Raw genomic sequence first — 17,978 nt, 5'->3', positions numbered from 1 at the left:
CGAGGAGAACCGCTATGACCACCACCACCTACTCCGTGTCCGGCATGACCTGCGGGCACTGCTCCGCTTCCGTCACCGAGGAGATCAGCAAGATCGCCGGTGTGCAGGAAGTCAGCATCGACCTCGTCGCGGGTGGCACCTCCGCGGTGCACGTGACGAGTGAGTCCGCTCTCGACGAGGCCGCCGTCCGCGAGGCCGTCGACGAGGCGGGCTACGAACTGGCGGCGTCGTGAGCCGGGCCGCCGCGCTCCGGCTCGGCGCGTTCGCCGGTGCGCTCGCGCTCGCCTTCGGGGCGGCGTTCGCGGTCGGCTCCGCGGTGGACCCGATCGCGGCGGCCGACACCACCGCCCCGGCGCACGAAGAGGAGATGGGCGGTATGGAGCAGGCAGGACACGGATCGGGGCACAGTGAGTCGGGCGGGCAACTGCCCGGGCTCGCGGTCTCCGAAGCCGGCTACACCTTGATCCCCGCGACAACGTTCTACCAGCCCGGCGCCAAGACCGAGCTGCGCTTCACCATCCAGGGCCCGGACGGCAAGCCCGTCAACGAGTACACCGAGACGCACGAGAAGGACCTGCATCTGATCGTGGTCCGGCGGGACCTGTCCGGTTTCCACCACGTGCACCCGACCCGGGACGCGAGTGGGACCTGGAGCATTCCGTTCACGTTCACCGCCGGTGGCACGTGGCGGCTGTTCGCCGACTTCCAGCCGGCCGGTCTCGACCGGACGCTGACCCTCGGCACGGACGTCAACGTCTCCGGCCTCTACATCCCGGTCCCGCTGAGCGATCCGGCGAGCACCTACAGCTTCGACGGGTACGACGTGACGCTGGCGGGCACCCCGGTCGCGGGCAAGGAGTCCGAGCTGACGTTCACGATCAGCCGGGGCGGGAAGCCGGTCACCGACCTGCAGCCGTACCTGGGCGCCTTCGGGCACCTGGTGTCGCTGCGCGGCGGCGACCTCGCCTACCTGCACACGCATCCCGCACAGGAGGCGACCGCGGGGATGAAGGGCGGGCCGGAGATCGAGTTCGCCACCACCTTCCCGACGGCCGGGACGTACAGCCTGTTCCTGGACTTCCAGCACGCGGGCAAGGTCCACACCGCCGAGTTCACCGTGAAGGTGGGCACCGACGGGACCGCGATCGTCCCGCCCAAGCAGGTCCCGACGACCAAGGCCCCGGCGTCCAAGAGCCCGGCAACGCCGGGCCACGAGACCACCCCGCACGGCCACTGAGAGAGGAGGCACACTGCAATGACCACCACAGAACCCGGTCAGTCCGTCGAGCTCATCATCGGTGGCATGACGTGCGCCTCGTGCGCCGCCCGGGTGGAGAAGAAGCTGAACCGGATGGACGGTGTCACCGCGACCGTCAACTACGCCACCGAGAAGGCGAAGGTGACGTTCGCGGACGGCATCACCACCGACGACCTGGTCGCCACCGTCGAGAAGACCGGCTACACCGCCGCCCTTCCGGCGCCCGCCGTCGACGCGCCGGAGGCCGAGGAGCCGGACGAGCTGAAGCCGCTGCGCCACCGCCTGTTCGCCAGCATCGCGCTGGCGGTTCCGGTGATCGCGTTCGGCATGATCCCCGCGCTGCAGTTCGACTTCTGGCAGTGGGCGTCGCTGACGCTGGCCTTCCCGGTCGTGACGTGGGCGGCCTGGCCGTTCCACAAGGCCGCCTGGACCAACCTGCGGCACGGCGCGGCCACGATGGACACGCTGATCTCGTTGGGCGTGGTGAGCGCCTTCCTGTGGTCGCTGTACGCGTTGTTCATCGGCGGCGCCGGTGAGCCGGGGATGAAGATGCCGTTCACGCTGATCCCGTCCCGGGGTGGCGGCGCGGAGGAGATCTACCTCGAGGTCGCGGCCGGTGTCACCACGTTCATCCTGGCCGGGCGGTACTTCGAGGCCCGTGCCAAGCGCCGGTCCGGTGCGGCCCTGCGGGCCCTGCTGGAGCTGGGCGCGAAGGACGTCGCCGTGCTGCGCGACGGGTCCGAGGTCCGGATCCCGGCGGACCAGTTGGTGGTCGGCGACCAGTTCGTCGTACGGCCTGGTGAGAAGGTCGCCACCGACGGCGTGATCGTCACCGGAAGCAGCGCGGTGGACGCGTCGATGCTGACCGGCGAGTCGGTGCCGGTCGAGGTCGGCGAGGGCGACGCGGTCGTCGGCGCCACCGTGAACGCCGGCGGCCGGCTCGTGGTCCGGGCGACCCGGGTCGGGGCGGACACCCAGCTGGCGCAGATGGCCCGGCTGGTCGAGGACGCCCAGAACGGGAAGGCCGCGGTCCAGCGGCTGGCCGACAAGGTGTCCGGGATCTTCGTGCCGATCGTGATCGGGCTGGCGCTGGGCACGCTGGGGTTCTGGCTCGGCAACGGTTCGCCGGTGGAGGTCGCGTTCACCGCGGCGGTCGCCGTGCTGATCATCGCCTGCCCCTGCGCCCTCGGGCTGGCCACGCCGACCGCGTTGATGGTCGGGACCGGTCGCGGCGCGCAGCTGGGCATCCTGATCAAGGGCCCGGAGGTGCTCGAGTCCACCCGCCGGATCGACACCGTCGTGCTGGACAAGACGGGCACCGTGACCACGGGCCGGATGGAGCTGGTCGACGTACTGCTGGCGCCGTCCGAGGACCGGGCCGAGGTGCTGCGGCTGGCCGGGGCGCTGGAGCACTCCAGCGAGCACCCCATCGCACAGGCAGTCGCCCGTGGCGCTCAGGCTGAGCTCGGCACGCTGCCCCAGGTCGAGGACTTCGGGAACGTCGAGGGCCTTGGTGTCCAGGGCATCGTGGACGGGCACGCCGTACTGGTCGGGCGGACCCAGCTGCTGGAGGAGTGGAGCCAGTACCTGCCGGACGACCTGGCGCACGCTAAGGAGCACGCCGAGGCCGAGGGCAGTACTGCGGTCGCCGTCGGCTGGGACGGTCAGGCCCGGGCGGTGCTGGTCGTCGCGGACACGGTGAAGGACACCTCCGCGCAGGCGATCAAGCAGCTTCGCGAGCTCGGGCTGCGACCGGTGCTGCTGACCGGCGACAACGAAGCGGTGGCGTCGAAGGTCGCGGCCGAGGTCGGCATCGACGAGGTGATCGCCGAGGTGCTGCCGGCCGGCAAGGTCGACGCGGTCAAGCAACTGCAGGCCGAAGGCCGTGTGGTAGCGATGGTCGGCGACGGCGTCAACGACGCGGCCGCCCTGGCCCAGGCCGACCTCGGCCTGAGCATGGGCACCGGCACCGACGTGGCCATCGAGGCCAGCGACCTGACCCTGGTTCGCGGCGACCTGCGCGCGGCGGCGGACGCCATCCGCCTGTCCCGCAGCACGCTGCGCACCATCAAGGGCAACCTGTTCTGGGCCTTCGCCTACAACGTGGCCGCCATCCCGTTGGCCGCCGCCGGCCTGCTCAACCCGATGCTGGCCGGGGCCGCGATGGCCTTCAGCTCGGTCTTCGTGGTGACGAACAGCCTGCGGTTGCGCCGATTCCGTCCACTCATCTGATCCATCAGTGGACAGCTGGTGCCTGCCCGCCGTCAGGTAGAACGCGAGCAGGCATCAGCAAGCAGGTCCGCCACGAGGTCGACATCGTCGGGCACCACGGCAGTCCCGGCGACTCTGAGAAGCCGATCGAGGGCCCAGTCCCGCTTGATGCGAAACCATCCCTCGACATGTTGTGCAATGTCGGCTGCCAACTGACGATCGCAGGCACGAAGTTGCTCGAGGGCTAGCGGGCGACAGACCGGATCGAGCCCGAGCCGGATGATGTCCCAAAGATCCGTGCCGGCCTTGTCATCGCCACGATCCATGATGGCTTGCAGCTTCATGGCGATCAGAGGTCCGGGCTCGGCGACCTTCGTCGACGCCCGGACCAGCTCGTTTCTGCCCGATGTGACCACCGAGATCGCCATGGTGGACGCCGAGTCGGCGGCCCACGCGTGCGATCTGGCATGCAGACGATCTCCGACGTCGTCGCTTGGGTGATCCAGCTCATGCTGATTCACCTCGAGCACATCCACGCGAACGTCACCGTAGCTGGTCGGCACGAGAACACCGGCGGGTTCGGCAGGTGTGGTATCCGAGCTCGTGCGAAGGATCTCCAACTGTCGATCCTGCCCATTGGCTCTGCGATCGACGATGTCCAGATCGATCGTGGCGCGGTGGGCACTGCTCAACCGAGCCAGAACTGCGAGCCCGCCGACGACGGTTGGCTTGGCACCGGTCAGGTCCTCCACCGAAGCGACGGCTTCCACAATCGCCGCCATGGTCTGACCGACGAGTACAACATGGCTACCAGACACGAGCCCATGGTCCCGACGGCGTCCAGTCACTCAGCACCTCGCGTCCGCGGCCCGCGTCCTGAGCGAGGTCAAGTGCGACAAAGAGCGGGTGCGTGGTCGGAAACTCGAAATAGTTCTCCGGTGGATCGAAGCGAGCCATGCACGCCGCTGGGACTGGCGCTACTGCGACTGAACATCCGGCCACATCTACTGAAGTCGCAGCTCCGAGTAGCCTCCGTGCGCGATGTGCGATGGTCGCGTTCGGCACGAAGAAGTCCAGCGGCTGGTCAGCCCGCACAGCCACGGGCGCCCCGAGAACCGACGCTGCCGCCGGACCACGCAGCGCCCATCCCGGCACTTCTCCGACCCTGTTGAACTCGAACTTCAGCAGTTCCATCGAGGAATCACGACCGGGCCGCGGCGCCTCGACGAGATAGTCGCCATCGCCCGGCCAACGCTCAGCCAACTCCCAGAAGAGGCGGGTTCCGGAAACGGTGTTCCGCTCGTCGATGTACCGATCCTCTCGCAGTCCGGCCAGAACCTCTGAGACTGTGCTGACTGACCTCCCCAGCTCCCGGGAGAGCTGCCTGACCGCAGGCCTTCTCTCAGGCGCCGTGAGGAGGGCAGCCGCCACCTCGAGTCCCACGTTGCCGGAGAGCGGATCACGCCTGCCGACCTGCCGGATCTGCGGTTCGATATCGACTTCAACGATGAGCCCGGGGGCATGAAGGCCAAGGTGTCCGCGTCGGTCCAGGTATCCCGCTCCAGCCTGGGTCAGGACCCGGCGCGCCGTCCTGGTGACTTGATCAGCAACGACGAACAGGATCGCCACCGTTCGGGCACCCGCAGCCATCGCGATGAGGTTTTCGTGCTCGTGCACCAGTCGTGTTGCCTGTTGATCATTGACGACCGCAGCGTGCTTGACCCACAGTCCAAGAGCTGCGCCTTCAGGGTCGACGATCAGGTCCGCGCCTGAGTCGGGCGCCTCGAACAGGTCGCCTGGCGGCGCTACAGCCACCTCTACCTGCGCAAAGGCTGCCCTGATGCTCTCGTCAAGTTCCTCCACACCTTCAAACTAACCAACTGTTCGGTGTTCGGCAATCGACGAACACCGAACACCGTCCACTCATCTGATCCACGCCGTACTGTCGCTGGCCAGTAGCCCGTCGTCCAACGGGCTGCTGGCCAGCAGCAGTTCGTCGTACGGCGGAAGCTCGATCGGCTCCGGGGTCAGATTCGTGACCGAGATCAGGCTCTCGCGGGTGAAGGCGAGGACGCCGGGTGGGGTGTCGAGCCAGCGGAGGGTGCCGTCGCCGAGGTGGGTACGGCGGAGCTTCAGGCCGGTGCGGTAGAGGGTCAGCATCGAGTTCTGGTCGTCGTGCTGGGACTCGGCGGTGAGGTTTTTCCAGTCGGCCGGCTGCGGCAGCCACGGCGCCCCGGCGCCGAAGCCGAACGGCGGCTCCTTGCCGGACCAGGGAAGGGGCACCCGGCAACCATCACGGCCGCGGTCGGCGCCGTTGGAGCGGGTGAAGATCGGGTCCTGGAGCAGGTGGTCCGGGAGGTCCTCGACCTCGGGCAGGCCGAGCTCCTCGCCTTGGTAGACGTACAGGCCGCCCGGGAGCGCCATCGCGAGCAGGGCGGCCGCGCGGGCCCGGCGTTCGCCGAGGACCAGGTCGGTCCGCATGCCGTGCTTGCGGTCCTGGTGCGAGAACGACGTGTCCGGGCGGCCGTACTTCGTGACCGGCCGGGTGACGTCGTGGTTGGACAGCACCCAGGTCGGCGGGGCGCCGATCGGAACATGGGTGGTCAGGGTGAGGTCGATCGAAGCCTTGAGCTGGTCGGCCTGCCACGGGCGGGAGAGGAAGTCGAAGTTGAAGGCGGTCTGCATCTCGTCCGGGCGCAGGTAGAGCGCGAACCGCTCCTGGTCCGGCATCCACATCTCGCCGACCAGGAACCGGTCGTCGTACTGGTCGGTGATCCGCCGCCAGCCGCGGTACACCTCGTGCACCTCGTCGTGGTCGGTGTACGACTCCTCGACGCTGTCCAGGTCCTTGAACAGCACGGCCGCGCTGTCGATCCGGATCCCGTCGACGCCGCGGTCCAGCCAGAACCGCAGGATGTCGTGGAACTCCTCGACCACCTCCGGATTGCGCCAGTTGAAGTCGGGCTGCTCGGGGGCGAACAGGTGCAGGTACCACTCACCGTCCTCGACCCGGGTCCAGGCCGGACCGTTGAAGATCGACTGCCAGTCGTTGGGTGGCTCGTCTCCGTTGCCGGTGCGGAAGATGAAGCGCTCGCGCTCGGGTGAGCCGGGGCCGGCCCGCAGCGCCTGGACGAACCAGTCCTGCTGGTCGGAGCCGTGGTTCGGGACGATGTCGATGATGGTGCGGATGTTCAGCGCGTGCGCCTCCGCGATGTACGCCTCGGCCTCCGCCAGCGTCCCGAACGCCGGATCGATCGCCCGGTAGTCGGCAACGTCGTACCCCCCGTCCGCCATCGGCGACGGATACCAGGGGTTCAACCAGATCGCATCCACCCCCAACTCAGCCAGATACGGCAACTTCCCCCGCAGACCGGCCAGATCCCCGATCCCGTCACCGTTCCCGTCGGCAAAACTCCTCAAGTACACCTGGTAGATCGCAGCCCCACGCCACCACTCGTCCGCCATGAAATCTCCTTATCCTTTGAGGCTTCCGGCGGTGAGGCCGGCCATGATGCTGCGTTGGAAGACGAAGAACACCACGATGGTGGGCAGGCTGGCGATCACCAGGGCGGCGATCAGCACGTTCTGCGGCATCTGCGCGGACAGTGACGCGATGCCGACGCTGATCGACATCTTGTCCGTCTCCGGCAGCACCAGCAGCGGCCAGACGAAGTCCTTCCAGACCGTGACCACCGACAGGATCGACACCACGCCGAGGATCGGCCGCGACACCGGCAGCACGATCGACCACAGGATCCGGGCCGGTGACGCACCGTCGATCTCCGCCGCCTCCAGCAGCTCCCGCGGAATCGAGTCGAAGAACCGCTTCAGCAGGAACACGAAGAACCCGTTCGCCGCCGCCGGCAACCAGATCGCCCACGGCGTGTTCAGCAGGTCCAGGTGCAGGATCGGCAGGTCCTTCGCGGTCAGGTACGTCGGCAGCAGCAAGACCATCGGCGGGATCATCAAGGTCGCGAGCATCGCGCCGAGCACGACCTTCCCGAACACCGGCCGCAACTTCGACAACGCGTACGCCGCCGTCACGTCGACCGCGAGCGTGAACAGCCAGGCGCCCCCGGCGTACAGCACGGTGTTCTTCAGGAACACCCCGAGCTGCAGCTGCTCCCACGCCTCCTTGTAGACCCCGAAGTCGTAGTCCTTCGGGAAGAAGCTCGGCGGGATCTGCGCCAGCTCGTCCGGCGACTTCAGCGCGCCGGTCACCATCCAGTACAGCGGGAACACGAAGGCGCCGGTGAAACCGATGACGGTCAGGCTGAGCGTCGCCCAGTACATGATCCGGCCGCGCGGAGTCCGCAGCGCCAGTGGTGAGACGAGAGTTCTCATCGTTCGGCCTCCCGGGACACGCGCAGGTAGATCGCGGAGAACACCATCAGCACGACCATCAGCATCAGGCCGAGCGCGCCACCGCCGCCGAAGTCGCCGAAGTTGAAGGCGTACTGGTACATCAGGTAGGCGACCGTGACGGTCGCGTTCTCCGGCCCGCCGCCGGTCAGCAGGTACGGCTCGATGAACACCTGCATGGTCGCGACGACCTGCAGCAGCAACATCACCAGCAGGATCAGCTTGGTCTGCGGGATCGTCACGTGCCAGACCCGCCGGAACAGGCCGGCGCCGTCGAGCTCGGCGGACTCGTACAGGTCGCCCGGGATGCTCTGCAGCGCGGCCAGGTAGATCAGCGTGCCGGTGCCGAGGTTCATCCAGGTCGAGACGAGCACCAGGCTGACGAGCGCCGTACTGGTCGAGTCGAGCCAGCTCAGCGGCGGGATGCCGAACACGTCCAGCACCTGATTGAACAGGCCGGATCCCGGGTCGTAGAACCATTTGAACAGGAGTACGGCGACTGCGGGCGGCAGCATCACCGGGAGGTACACGACGAACCGCAGGTAGGCCTTCGCGTGCTTCAGCTCGTTGAGCACGACGGCCAGCACGAACGGGACGGCGTACCCGATGACGAGCGCGAGCCCGCTGAACACCGCCGTGTTGATCCAGGCCGACCGAAACGCCGGATCCTCGATCACCGCCCGGAAGTTGTCGAACCCCACCCACTTCGGCGGGTCCACGAAGTTGTTCTCCTGGAAGGACAGCAACACCTCCCGCACCATCGGATACCAGGAGAACAAGGCGAAACAGATCAGCGCCCCACACAGGAACCCGTACGCCGTGAGGTTCCGCCCCACCGCCCGCCGGAGCGCGCCGTGGTCGTCGGGTGACTGCGGGTCCGTCGTCCGCACCGGGTGCGGACGACGGACCTGCTCCTCGGTAACTGTCATTTAGGTGTTCTTCGCCAGGATCTTGTTGGCCTTGCTCTCGGCGTCACTCAGGAGCTTGTCGATGTCGGCGTCCTGGCGGGTCAGGACGGCGGACATCGCGACGTCGAGGACCGCGTACAACTCCTGCGCCTTCGGGGGCTCGAGCTTGTTGGTGATGGTCGACTGGGCGGCGACGTACGGCGCGAAGTGGTCGACCGGGACGGTGGCGTACTGCTTGCGGAGGGCAACGATCTCTTTGCCTGGCGCGGAGTCGCCGTACAGGTCCGGGATCGGCAACCCGACCGGGCGGCCCTGCTCCTTCGACCGCTGGTAGTTGAACTGGCCCTTGCCCGGCGTGAGCTCGTGGAACTCCAGCCACAGCAGGCCGGCCTTGATCTTCTCCGGCGTCGCCTTCGGGTTGAACATGTAGCCGTCGCCACCGCTCAGCGACGCCTTGCCCTCGGACTCCGGCACCGCGGCGACGCCGTAGTCCTCGAACTTGCCCTGGAAGTCGTTGTTCACCGACTGCACCACATCCGGCGCGCCGATCATCATGCCGAGCTTGCCGGAACCCATCATCCGCATCAGGTCCTCCCACTGGAGGAGCTGCTTGCTGCCCATCGAGTTGTCGTTCCAGCGCATCTGCTTGAGGTTCTCCAGCACCGCCTTGCCCTCGGCGCTGTTGAACGCGGCCGTCTTGCCATCGTCACTCACCATCGAGCCACCGCGCGCGTACAGGCTCGCGGCGAAGTGCCAGCCGCCGGTGTTGCCCGCGGAGTACTCACCGAAGCCGACATACCCGGCGCCGAGGCCGGCGATCTTCTTGGCCGCCGCCTGCACCTCGGACCACGTCTTCGGCGGCGCGTCCGGGTCGAGCCCGGCCTGGCTGAACAGCTTGCGGTTGTAGACCAGGCCCATGTTGTAGTTGTTGCGCGGCAGCCCGTACGTCTTGTCGCCGTCCTTGAACACGCCCAGGACGTCGTCGCGCAGGTCTCCGGCCGCCTTCACGCTGCCGACGTACTCGCTGATGTCGGCGGCCTGCCGGGCTTTGATGATCTTCTGCACGTCGGTGTAGTAGACGTAGAAGACGTCCTCCTGGGTGCCGCCGGCCAGCTTCGCCTGGAAGGTGTCCGGGTTGATGCAGGGGAACGCGTCCTTGCTCTGGATGGTGATGTTCGGGTGCAGCTTCTGGAACTCGGCCACGTCCGCGTCCCAGGCCGCGCGTTCCTTCGGATTGCTCTTCGGCGGCTGGCAGCCGACCGTGATCGTGACCGGCCCGTCGGCTCCCGCTGAGCTCTGAGCGTCCGGTGTGTCGTCCCCCGATCCACAGGACACGGCCCCCAGGCCCAGTCCCACCGCCAGCAACAGGCCGAGCCCGCGGCGCGTTGTCGTCATCTTCCACCCTCTCCCTCGATCGTGAGCACACCGTAGGCAACTGGACGCGAGCGCGCAATACCTCGACTTGAGATTGCAAAATCGTGACTACAGCCGGGAAGACGGGCCCAACGCAAACAGCCGCCGACCGGCCAGCGGTCGACGGCTGTGGGATTGCGGGTACGGCGTGCGGCTCAGCCGCGGGCGCGGGTCGTGGACGCCCGCACCACCAGCTCGGGTTCGAAGAGGAGCTCGTCGGCGGGGACCGCGGCGCGCTCGATCAGGGCGACCAGCATGTCCACGGCCGCGCGGCCCATCGCGTCGATCGGCTGCCGGACGGTGGTCAGCGGCGGGTCGGTGCAGTTCATCATCGCGGAGTCGTCGTACCCGATCACCGAGACGTCGCCGGGCACCGTGAGGCCGGCCCGGCGGACCGCGCGAATGGCGCCCAGGGCAAGAATGTCGCTGGCGCAGACGATACCGGTGACGCCGTTGTTGACCAGCCGGGTCGCGGCCGCGTGCCCGCCCTCGAGCGAGAACATCGTGTGCTCGACCAGGTCCGGGTCGGACTCGGCCGACGCGACGAACGCCTCCAGCTTGCGCCGCGACGGGATGTGGTCGCGCGGGCCGAGGACCATGCCGATCCGCCGGTGACCGAGGGCCCGCAGGTGCCCGATCGCCATCTCGGCGGCCACGTAGTCGTCCGACGACACCTGCGGGAAGCCGAGGTGGTCGACGGCCGCGTTGACCAGCACGGTCGGCAGCTTGCGCTCCTGGATCAGCTCGTAGTGCTGGTGCGGCGCGTCGGCCTGCGCGTAGAACCCGCCGGCGAACACCACGCCGGACACCTGCTGCTGCAGGAGCAGGTCGACGTAGTCCGCCTCGGACACGCCGCCGACCGTCCGGGTGCACAGCAAGGAGGTGAAACCTTGCTGCGCCAGCGCTCCCCCGACCACCTCTGCGAACGCCGGGAAGATCGGGTTCTGCAACTCCGGCAGCACCAGGCCGACCAGTCGTGCGCGATCACCGCGCAGCTGAGTGGGACGCTCGTACCCGAGCACGTCCAGCGCGGTCAGCACCGCCTCCCGGGTCGCTTCCGACACTCCTGGCTTCCCGTTGAGGACCCGGCTCACGGTGGCTTCGCTGACGCCGACCTTCTTGGCCACCTCTGCAAGTCGTCGTGTCATGACGCAAACTCTACGCCAGATCACGCAAGTTCTTGCAACAACTTGCGTACCTCGCTGAAGCCTCAGGATTCCTGACAGACTGGGGGCCGTGCCCCGATTTGTCGCCACCCGCCCGGACACCGGTCTGCTGTCGCTTCCGTGGGATGTCCCGCTGGAGGACTGGCCCGAGGACCAGCTGGTCGCGCTGCCGCGCGGTATCTCGCGGCACGTGGTCCGGTTCGTCCGAGTCAACGGCACCGTCTACGCGATCAAAGAGGTCCTCGAGCATCTCGCGCTGCACGAGTACCGGCTGCTGCGCGACCTGGAACGGCTGGAGGCGCCCTCCGTCGAGCCGGTCGGCGTGATCACCGACCGGATCGACCGCAACGGCGAGCCGATCGACTCGATCCTGATCACCCGGCACCTGCAGTTCTCGCTGCCGTACCGCGCGCTGTTCTCCAGCACGCTGCGCCCGGACACGGTCAACCGGCTGATCGACGCGCTGGTCGCGCTGATCGTCCGGCTGCACCTGCTCGGCTTCTTCTGGGGCGACTGCTCGCTGTCCAACACCTTGTTCCGCCGGGACGCCGGCGCGTTCGCGGCGTACCTGGTGGACGCCGAGACCGGTGAGCTGCACCAGGACATCTCCGACGGGCAGCGGGCGCACGACCTCTACACCGCGGAGATCAACCTGTTCGGCGAGCTGCTCGACCTGCAGGAGGGCGGGCTGCTCGACCCGGACATCGACCCGCAGGAGACGGTCCAGTCGATCAACGACCGGTACGAGGCGCTCTGGGCCGAGCTGACCGCGCCGGAGGAGTTCGCCACCGACGAGATGCACCGGCTGGACTCGCGGATCCGGCGGCTCAACGAGCTCGGGTTCGACGTCGCCGAGATCGACATCATCACCGACTGGGACGGCAGCCAGGTCCGGATCCAGCCGAAGGTCGTGGACGCCGGCCACCACTCCCGCCGGTTGCTCCGGCTGACCGGCCTGGACGTCGAGGAGAACCAGGCCCGCCGGCTGCTGAACGACCTCGACTCGTTCGCCGCCGCCACCGACCAGCAGAACGAGGACGAGGAGATCGTCGCGCACCAGTGGCTGACCGACGTCTTCGAGCCGGTCGTCCGCTCGGTCCCGCGCGACCTGAAGCGCAAGCTCGAGCCCGCCGAGGTCTTCCACGAGGTCCTCGAGCACCGCTGGTTCCTGTCCGAGCAGGCCGGCCACGAGGTCGACACCATGGAGGCGGCCCGCTCCTACGTCGACGACGTACTCCGAGCCAAGCCCGACGAGAAGCTGGCCCTCCCCACCCCGGCGATCGCCGACGCGGACTGACCTCTGCAACGTTCCGCTCTCCCACCGCGTGGTTAGGGGTGGGAGGTGCCGATGCAACCGCCGGACTTCGATGCGTGGCTGGGGCAACGGGGCGCGGCCGTGCGGTCGCAGATCCACCGTGCGCTGGTGCGCCTGCGCACCAGTCTGACCACAGCCGAGGAGGTCAACCGCTGATGGACGCCCACGAGCAGCTGATCGTGATGAGCTTGTCGAAGCACGCGACGGACGCGCCGTCGGACGACGACCTGCTGGCCGCCGTCCACTTCCGGCTCCGGTGTCGCCGGACCGGTCGCACGATCGGGGCCGCCGTACTCGCGTGTGCAGCGGTCGCGACCGCGATCACCGCGACGCACTCGATCACCGACATCCGCACCGATCCACAGGCCGCCCGACCCGGTACGCCGGAGGCCGGGTGGCGCTGGGAGTCGTACAAGACCGTGCAGGTCCAGGTGCCTTCGGACTGGACGCAGCACGTCTCCGGCCCGGCGCCGTGCCCAGCGTTCCCATCGCCGGGCGGCAAGCCGATCATCGGCCGCAACAACGACTGGCTCGGCAAATGGGGCTACACCTGCGAGGAAGCCGTCCTGCCGGTCGAGCGGCGGCAGCAGTATGTGTGGTTCAACGACGTCCAGGCACCAGGCGTCAAGGAGTACGACGCCGGTTGGACCGAGGAGACTCGGTTGGTCGCCGGTGTGAAGATCAGCGTGCTCACCAAGGACGACGCTCTCCGCAAGCGCATCCTCGACTCGGCCCGCCCGATCACCGGCACCGACTACCACGGCTGCGCCCCGACCGACTCCGGGCCCCGCGGCACCGGCCTCGACGCCACTGATCGCATCACGTCGGCAGGCATCTGCGAGTACTGGAACAACACTCTGGTCGCTGCCTCACCCCTCACCGGTGGCCAGGCCACGAAACTCGCCCAACGCCTGGCCACCGCACCCGAAGGCGCACCCCCGGGCGGCTGGTTGGAAGGCTGCTCGGACAACGACCAGCGCACCTTCGTCGTCACCCTGCACGGCCGCACCCAGTCCTACCCGGTCCGCGTCACCTACGACCTCTGCTACGGCGACGGCACCTTCTACTTCCCCACCACCGACGGCGTCACCGAACGCCACACAGACCCAGCCACCCTCGACCTCATCCGCCAAAACGTCCACAACCCCCACCAACCCAGCGACCTCTTCGACCCCGCGGGCCCCCTAACCCCCTCACCCCGCTGACGGCTGGCACACACTTGTCGTGCGAGGAGATGAACCCCGAGCGCGCCTCATCACTTGATTCCCGATGTGGAGAAGCCGCTGACGAAGCGGCGTTGCATGAACATGAAGAGGACGAGGACCGGGAGCACGTACATCACGGCGCCGGCCGCGACCAGGTTGTTGAGCGGGAGGCCCTTGTCGTTGACGTAGCCGGTCGCCATCGCCACCGCCAGCGTGGTGCTGTCCTGGCTGAGGAACATGGCCGGCCCGACGAAGTCGCCCCAGGCGCCGGTGAAGGACAGGATCACGCTGGCCGCGATCACCGGCCAGGACTGCGGCAGGAAGATTCGCCAGAAGATCCCGACGTACCCGCAGCCGTCGATGATCGCGGCCTCCTCCATCTCCCGCGGGATGCCGGCGAAGAACTGCCGGAACAGGAAGATCAGGAACGCGCTGCCACCGAGCCCCCACGCCACCCACGGCCAGTAGGTGTTGACCATGTGCAGCTTCGCGAAGATCAGGTACGTCGGGACCAGCGTCACGATGCCCGGCAGCATCATCGTGGACAGCAGGATGACGAACAGCTGCTTCTTCCCCGGCGCGGTCAGCCGGGCGAACCCGAACCCGACCCAGGCCGAGCTGAGTGTGGTCAGCGTCGTGGTGATGAACGCGATGGTCAGCGAGTTCTGCAGCGCGCCGACGAAGTTCACGCTGGTGACGGCCTCGGTGTAGTTCGCGAGCCGCGGCGCGGACGGGAACCAGGTCGGCGGGAAGGACGCCATCTCGGCCGGCGACTTCAGCGAGGTCTGCACCAGCCAGTAGATCGGGCTGAGCATCACGAGCACGACGCTCAGCAGCACGAGGTAGAGCGCGTAGCGGTAGGACCGGGTCATCGCTTCCCCTCCGGCTCGACGGTGTAGAAGACGGTCCGGGCACTGACCTTGATGATGACCAGGGTGACGAGCAGGATGACCGCGAACAGCATCCACAGCATCGCCGAGGCGTAGCCGAACCGGGACGCGGAGAAGTACTGCGCGAACACGTGGATCATGTACATGTAGTTGCCCTGCGGCACCGTCCCGGCCCCACTGAGCGAACCCGACGACAGCAACAGCGGCGCGAACGACTGCAGCGAGCCGATCACCCCGGTGATCACCTGGAACAGGATCACCGGCGACAGCAGCGGGACGGTGATCCTGCTGAAGGACTGCCAGTACGACGCCCCGTCCACCTGGGCCGCCTCCTGCAACTCCCTCGGGATGTCCTGCAACCCGGCCAGCGAGATGATCATCGACCCGCCACAGCCCCACATCACCAAGCCGTACAGCACGTAGCGGGCGTTCGGGTCGACCAGCCACGTGATCGGGTCCAGGCCGAAGCTGCTCAGGATCCCGTTCGCCGCCCCGGCGTCCCGGTCGAAGATCAGCCGGAAGGTCAGCGCCGCACCTACTGGTGGAACCACCGCCGGCAGGTAGATCAGCGCCCGAAACAGCCCGCGGGCCTTGATCGGCTGATTCAGGATCACCGCGAGCAGCAGCCCGGCGAAGATCGACAGCGGCACCGTGACCAGGGTGAACACCCCGGTCTTCGCCAGCGAACTGATCGTCAGCGGGTCCTGGAAGATCTCGACGTAGTTGGCGAATCCGACGAAGTGGGTCTTCGGCGAGAGGCCGTCGGAGTCGGTCAGGCTGAGCCAGAACGCGTACCCCAGCGGGAAGACGGTCAGCGCGACGAACCCGATGATCCACGGCGCGACGAACAGGTAGAAGGTGCGCGCCCGGCGCAGACTCGGCGGCTTCCTCCGGCCCTCCACAGTGGGTGGTGCGGCCGGAGGGCGTACCTCGGTCAGGACTGAGCTCACCGGAGCCGCTTCTTTCCGTCCTCGAGCTGCGCGTTGATCTGCGAGTTCAGCGAGTCGCCCAGCTGGGCCGCCGAGACCGTGCCCTTGATTGCCTTGGGCAACTCACGGCCGATCACGGTGTTGATCGCGTCCAGCCGCACGTACGGCGTGAACGACATCACCGAGAAGTGCTCCTTCTCGGCCATCTGCACGTCGTAGGCCTGCTTCTGGTACGGCAGCTTCTGCGGCATCAGCTTCTGCAGGGACTTCAGCGGCGGGATGCCCCAGCCACCGCTCGCCCGCGCCTTGGCCGGTTCGCCGGCCAGGAACCACTCCATCACCGCGAACGCGGCGTCCTTGTTCTTGCTGGCCTTCGGGATCCACAGCCCGGTGCCGCCGAAGCACGGGCTGACCCGGCGGCCGGTGTCGAACTGCGGCGCCGGCGCGAACCCCGCGACCTTGGCGGACTTGGCGTCGCTCGAGAACAGCCCACCCAGCCAGTAACCGCTGAGCGTGGCCGCCATCCGGCCGGCCTGGAACGTCGGCCCGTCCCAGCCGTTCGGGTCGGGGTTGAGAACCGTCGGGCCGATCCCGGCCTTGGCGTACTCCAGGTACCAGGTCAGCGCCCGCTGCGCCTCCGGGCTGCTGAAGTCCACGGACGCGAGGTCGTCGGCGGTCAGCTTGCCGCCGGCCAGGTCGGTCAGCCAGGTCAGCTGGGTGAACAGACCGAGCCCGTTCGGGTTGAGGCCGTAGACGCTGACCTTGGCGCCCTGCCGCTTGGTCAGCTTCCGCCCTTCTTCGAGCAGGTCGTCGAGCAGCAGCGGCGTGGTCGCGCTCGGCCGGGCCACCTTGGCCGCGTCGAACAGGCCGCTGTTGTACCAGAGCGTGCAGTCCTGCGAGTAGTCCTTCGCGAACCCGTACCGCGGCCCGCTGCCCTGCTTCTCTCCGTCGTACCGCCAGACGTCGTTGACCGGGTCGATGTCGTCGGCCTTGATCAGCGTGCTCTTCTCGAAGTACGGATCGAGGTTCTCGGCGACCTGCCGGGCCACCAGGTACGGCGTCTCGGTCGCGCCCATCCCGCGGACCACGTCCGGCGGGTTGCCGCTGGCCAGCATCGCGGTCAGCTTGGTCAGGTCGTACTCGACCGTCTTGACCGTGATGCCGAGCGCCTGCGAGGCCGCCTTGGCCTCCTTCGGGCCGAACTCACCCGACTGGGACATCACGGTCACGGTCCCCTTGGCGGCCGAACCCGAGCCCGTGCCCGAGCCCGCGGCCGGCGTGTTCGTCGAGGACGCGGGCGAGCAGCCGACCGCGAGCGCGCCGCCGACGGCGGTCCCGGAGAGGGCGAGGAACCGGCGGCGGGAGAGCCCTGGATTCGTGGTGGTCATGTCGAACCTCTCATTCCGAAGTCATTCCGAAAGCTGTGAGTCGTCGAAGAGCCGGCAGACCGGGCCGGAGGAGGGGCCGGCCCGGTCTGCCAGCGGCTCGCTGTCGTCCTCGGGCCGGTAGCCGAGCTCGTGCCGGGCCGAGGTGATGTCCCAGTGGTTGCGGGTGTTGGCGGAGACGCCGAAGTGCGCGCCGTAGTGCTCCCGTGTGTTCAGCGCTGCGAGCACCAGCCGCCCGGCGTCGCCGTCGGACAGCCACTGGCCCAGGTAGCGCCGCTCAGTCAGCGGCCAGCCCGTCAGTCCGAGTCGCAGGCAAGTCACCGACGCACCGGTCCGCGCCGCGTGCGTCCGGCCGAGCGCTTCCAGCACGACCTTGCCGAGGCCGTATGGACAACACGGGCGCGGATCGACCCGCGGATCGACCGGCCAGTACTGCGGCCGGTTGTACTCACCGACCACGTGCAGCGAACTGGCCAGCACGACCTTGGGGACGGCGTGCGCCGCAGCCGCCTCCAGCACGGCCTGAGTCGGTTGGACGTTGGCGGCGTACACGCTGTCCCAGGTCTGCCACGGACTGCTGTTCGCGGCCAGGTGCAGCACAGCGTCGGCACCCTCGAAGGCCCGGTACGCCGCATCGGGATCGCCGATGTCTGCCTGCAGGACCTCCTCGCCGGACGCGGCCGGCGCAGAGCGGTCGACCAACCGGAGCCTGTAGTGCTTGCGCAGCTGGGGCAGCACCACACCGGCCACCCGGCCCAGCCCACCGGTGATCACCACCAGCGGTTCACGGTCGTTCCGCACAGCGCTCATGTCGTCCATCCATGTCGCCCGGCCGGGACCGATACCCGATCTGTGTCGGGAATTGTTCGAGTAGTTCCGGGTGTGTGTCAAGAGTGTGAACACACCATGTCAGTTTTGTTGACGCCGACCGGACCG

The 17,978-nt window shown here is 68.0% G+C and carries 17 protein-coding genes; 6 read left to right on the top strand and 11 right to left on the bottom strand.

What is annotated here, in order from left to right; all coding sequences use genetic code 11:
- The first annotated feature begins 14 nt into the window (after window positions 1-14).
- From ACWCOV_RS19250 to ACWCOV_RS19240, 3 genes are read left to right on the top strand one after another with little or no spacing between them, the layout of a single operon-like run.
- Window positions 15-233, top strand: coding sequence for a heavy-metal-associated domain-containing protein (locus ACWCOV_RS19250; RefSeq protein ID WP_449830633.1), 219 nt, complete (start codon window positions 15-17; stop codon window positions 231-233).
- Entirely contained in the window at window positions 230-1,237 is a 1,008-nt protein-coding gene (locus ACWCOV_RS19245; protein ID WP_449830632.1) for a hypothetical protein, read from the top strand. Before ACWCOV_RS19250 ends, ACWCOV_RS19245 begins: the two co-directional genes overlap by 4 nt.
- Before the next feature lie 18 nt (window positions 1,238-1,255).
- Window positions 1,256-3,490: a heavy metal translocating P-type ATPase gene (locus ACWCOV_RS19240; protein ID WP_449830631.1), complete on the top strand. Its 2,235-nt coding sequence runs from the start codon at window positions 1,256-1,258 to the stop codon at window positions 3,488-3,490.
- A gap of 32 nt (window positions 3,491-3,522) precedes the next feature.
- Here ACWCOV_RS19240 and ACWCOV_RS19235 read toward each other — a convergent pair whose 3' ends face one another.
- The 7 genes from ACWCOV_RS19235 to ACWCOV_RS19205 form a co-directional block, all read right to left on the bottom strand.
- The gene (locus ACWCOV_RS19235) at window positions 3,523-4,251 is read right to left on the bottom strand and encodes a prevent-host-death protein (protein WP_449830630.1); all 729 of its coding nucleotides are present in this window, start codon (window positions 4,249-4,251) and stop codon (window positions 3,523-3,525) included.
- Between the two features lie 25 nt (window positions 4,252-4,276).
- Window positions 4,277-5,332: a transcriptional regulator gene (locus ACWCOV_RS19230; protein WP_449830629.1), complete on the bottom strand. Its 1,056-nt coding sequence runs from the start codon at window positions 5,330-5,332 to the stop codon at window positions 4,277-4,279.
- A 60-nt stretch (window positions 5,333-5,392) separates the two neighbouring features.
- A complete protein-coding gene (locus ACWCOV_RS19225; protein WP_449830628.1) occupies window positions 5,393-6,934 on the bottom strand; it encodes a glycoside hydrolase family 13 protein in 1,542 nt (513 codons plus the stop codon).
- Between the two features lie 9 nt (window positions 6,935-6,943).
- On the bottom strand, window positions 6,944-7,813 hold the full coding sequence (locus ACWCOV_RS19220; protein WP_449830627.1) for a carbohydrate ABC transporter permease: 870 nt from the start codon (window positions 7,811-7,813) through the stop codon (window positions 6,944-6,946).
- Window positions 7,810-8,760: a carbohydrate ABC transporter permease gene (locus ACWCOV_RS19215; protein WP_449830626.1), complete on the bottom strand. Its 951-nt coding sequence runs from the start codon at window positions 8,758-8,760 to the stop codon at window positions 7,810-7,812. Before ACWCOV_RS19215 ends, ACWCOV_RS19220 begins: the two co-directional genes overlap by 4 nt.
- Window positions 8,761-10,134, bottom strand: a complete 1,374-nt coding sequence (locus tag ACWCOV_RS19210) for an ABC transporter substrate-binding protein (protein WP_449830625.1) — start codon at window positions 10,132-10,134, stop codon at window positions 8,761-8,763.
- Between the two features lie 173 nt (window positions 10,135-10,307).
- A complete protein-coding gene (locus ACWCOV_RS19205; RefSeq protein ID WP_449830624.1) occupies window positions 10,308-11,300 on the bottom strand; it encodes a LacI family DNA-binding transcriptional regulator in 993 nt (330 codons plus the stop codon).
- A 67-nt stretch (window positions 11,301-11,367) separates the two neighbouring features.
- Between ACWCOV_RS19205 and ACWCOV_RS19200 the strand changes: the two genes are divergently transcribed.
- Genes ACWCOV_RS19200 through ACWCOV_RS19190 form a run of 3 tightly spaced genes read left to right on the top strand, consistent with a single transcriptional unit; the run spans window position 11,368 to window position 13,838 of the window.
- On the top strand, window positions 11,368-12,615 hold the full coding sequence (locus ACWCOV_RS19200) for a DUF4032 domain-containing protein (protein WP_449830701.1): 1,248 nt from the start codon (window positions 11,368-11,370) through the stop codon (window positions 12,613-12,615).
- Window positions 12,616-12,666: 51 nt separating this feature from the next.
- On the top strand, window positions 12,667-12,789 hold the full coding sequence (locus ACWCOV_RS19195) for a hypothetical protein (RefSeq protein ID WP_449830623.1): 123 nt from the start codon (window positions 12,667-12,669) through the stop codon (window positions 12,787-12,789).
- Window positions 12,789-13,838, top strand: a complete 1,050-nt coding sequence (locus ACWCOV_RS19190; protein ID WP_449830622.1) for a hypothetical protein — start codon at window positions 12,789-12,791, stop codon at window positions 13,836-13,838. The genes ACWCOV_RS19195 and ACWCOV_RS19190 overlap by 1 nt, the downstream gene beginning before the upstream one ends.
- A 50-nt stretch (window positions 13,839-13,888) precedes the next feature.
- Here the strand turns inward: ACWCOV_RS19190 and ACWCOV_RS19185 are convergent, their stop codons facing one another.
- Genes ACWCOV_RS19185 through ACWCOV_RS19170 form a run of 4 tightly spaced genes read right to left on the bottom strand, consistent with a single transcriptional unit; the run spans window position 13,889 to window position 17,852 of the window.
- The gene (locus tag ACWCOV_RS19185; protein WP_449830621.1) at window positions 13,889-14,710 is read right to left on the bottom strand and encodes a carbohydrate ABC transporter permease; all 822 of its coding nucleotides are present in this window, start codon (window positions 14,708-14,710) and stop codon (window positions 13,889-13,891) included.
- The gene (locus tag ACWCOV_RS19180) at window positions 14,707-15,678 is read right to left on the bottom strand and encodes a carbohydrate ABC transporter permease (RefSeq protein ID WP_449830620.1); all 972 of its coding nucleotides are present in this window, start codon (window positions 15,676-15,678) and stop codon (window positions 14,707-14,709) included. The genes ACWCOV_RS19185 and ACWCOV_RS19180 overlap by 4 nt, the downstream gene beginning before the upstream one ends.
- On the bottom strand, window positions 15,675-17,045 hold the full coding sequence (locus tag ACWCOV_RS19175; protein WP_449830619.1) for an ABC transporter substrate-binding protein: 1,371 nt from the start codon (window positions 17,043-17,045) through the stop codon (window positions 15,675-15,677). Before ACWCOV_RS19175 ends, ACWCOV_RS19180 begins: the two co-directional genes overlap by 4 nt.
- Before the next feature lie 21 nt (window positions 17,046-17,066).
- Window positions 17,067-17,852: an NAD-dependent epimerase/dehydratase family protein gene (locus tag ACWCOV_RS19170; protein WP_449830618.1), complete on the bottom strand. Its 786-nt coding sequence runs from the start codon at window positions 17,850-17,852 to the stop codon at window positions 17,067-17,069.
- Window positions 17,853-17,978 lie beyond the last annotated feature (126 nt).

The sequence above is a fragment of the Kribbella sp. NPDC002412 genome, assembly GCF_053592935.1.
The sequence above is the reverse complement of the archived record's forward strand: the minus strand, read 5'-3'. Positions and strand labels throughout refer to the sequence as shown.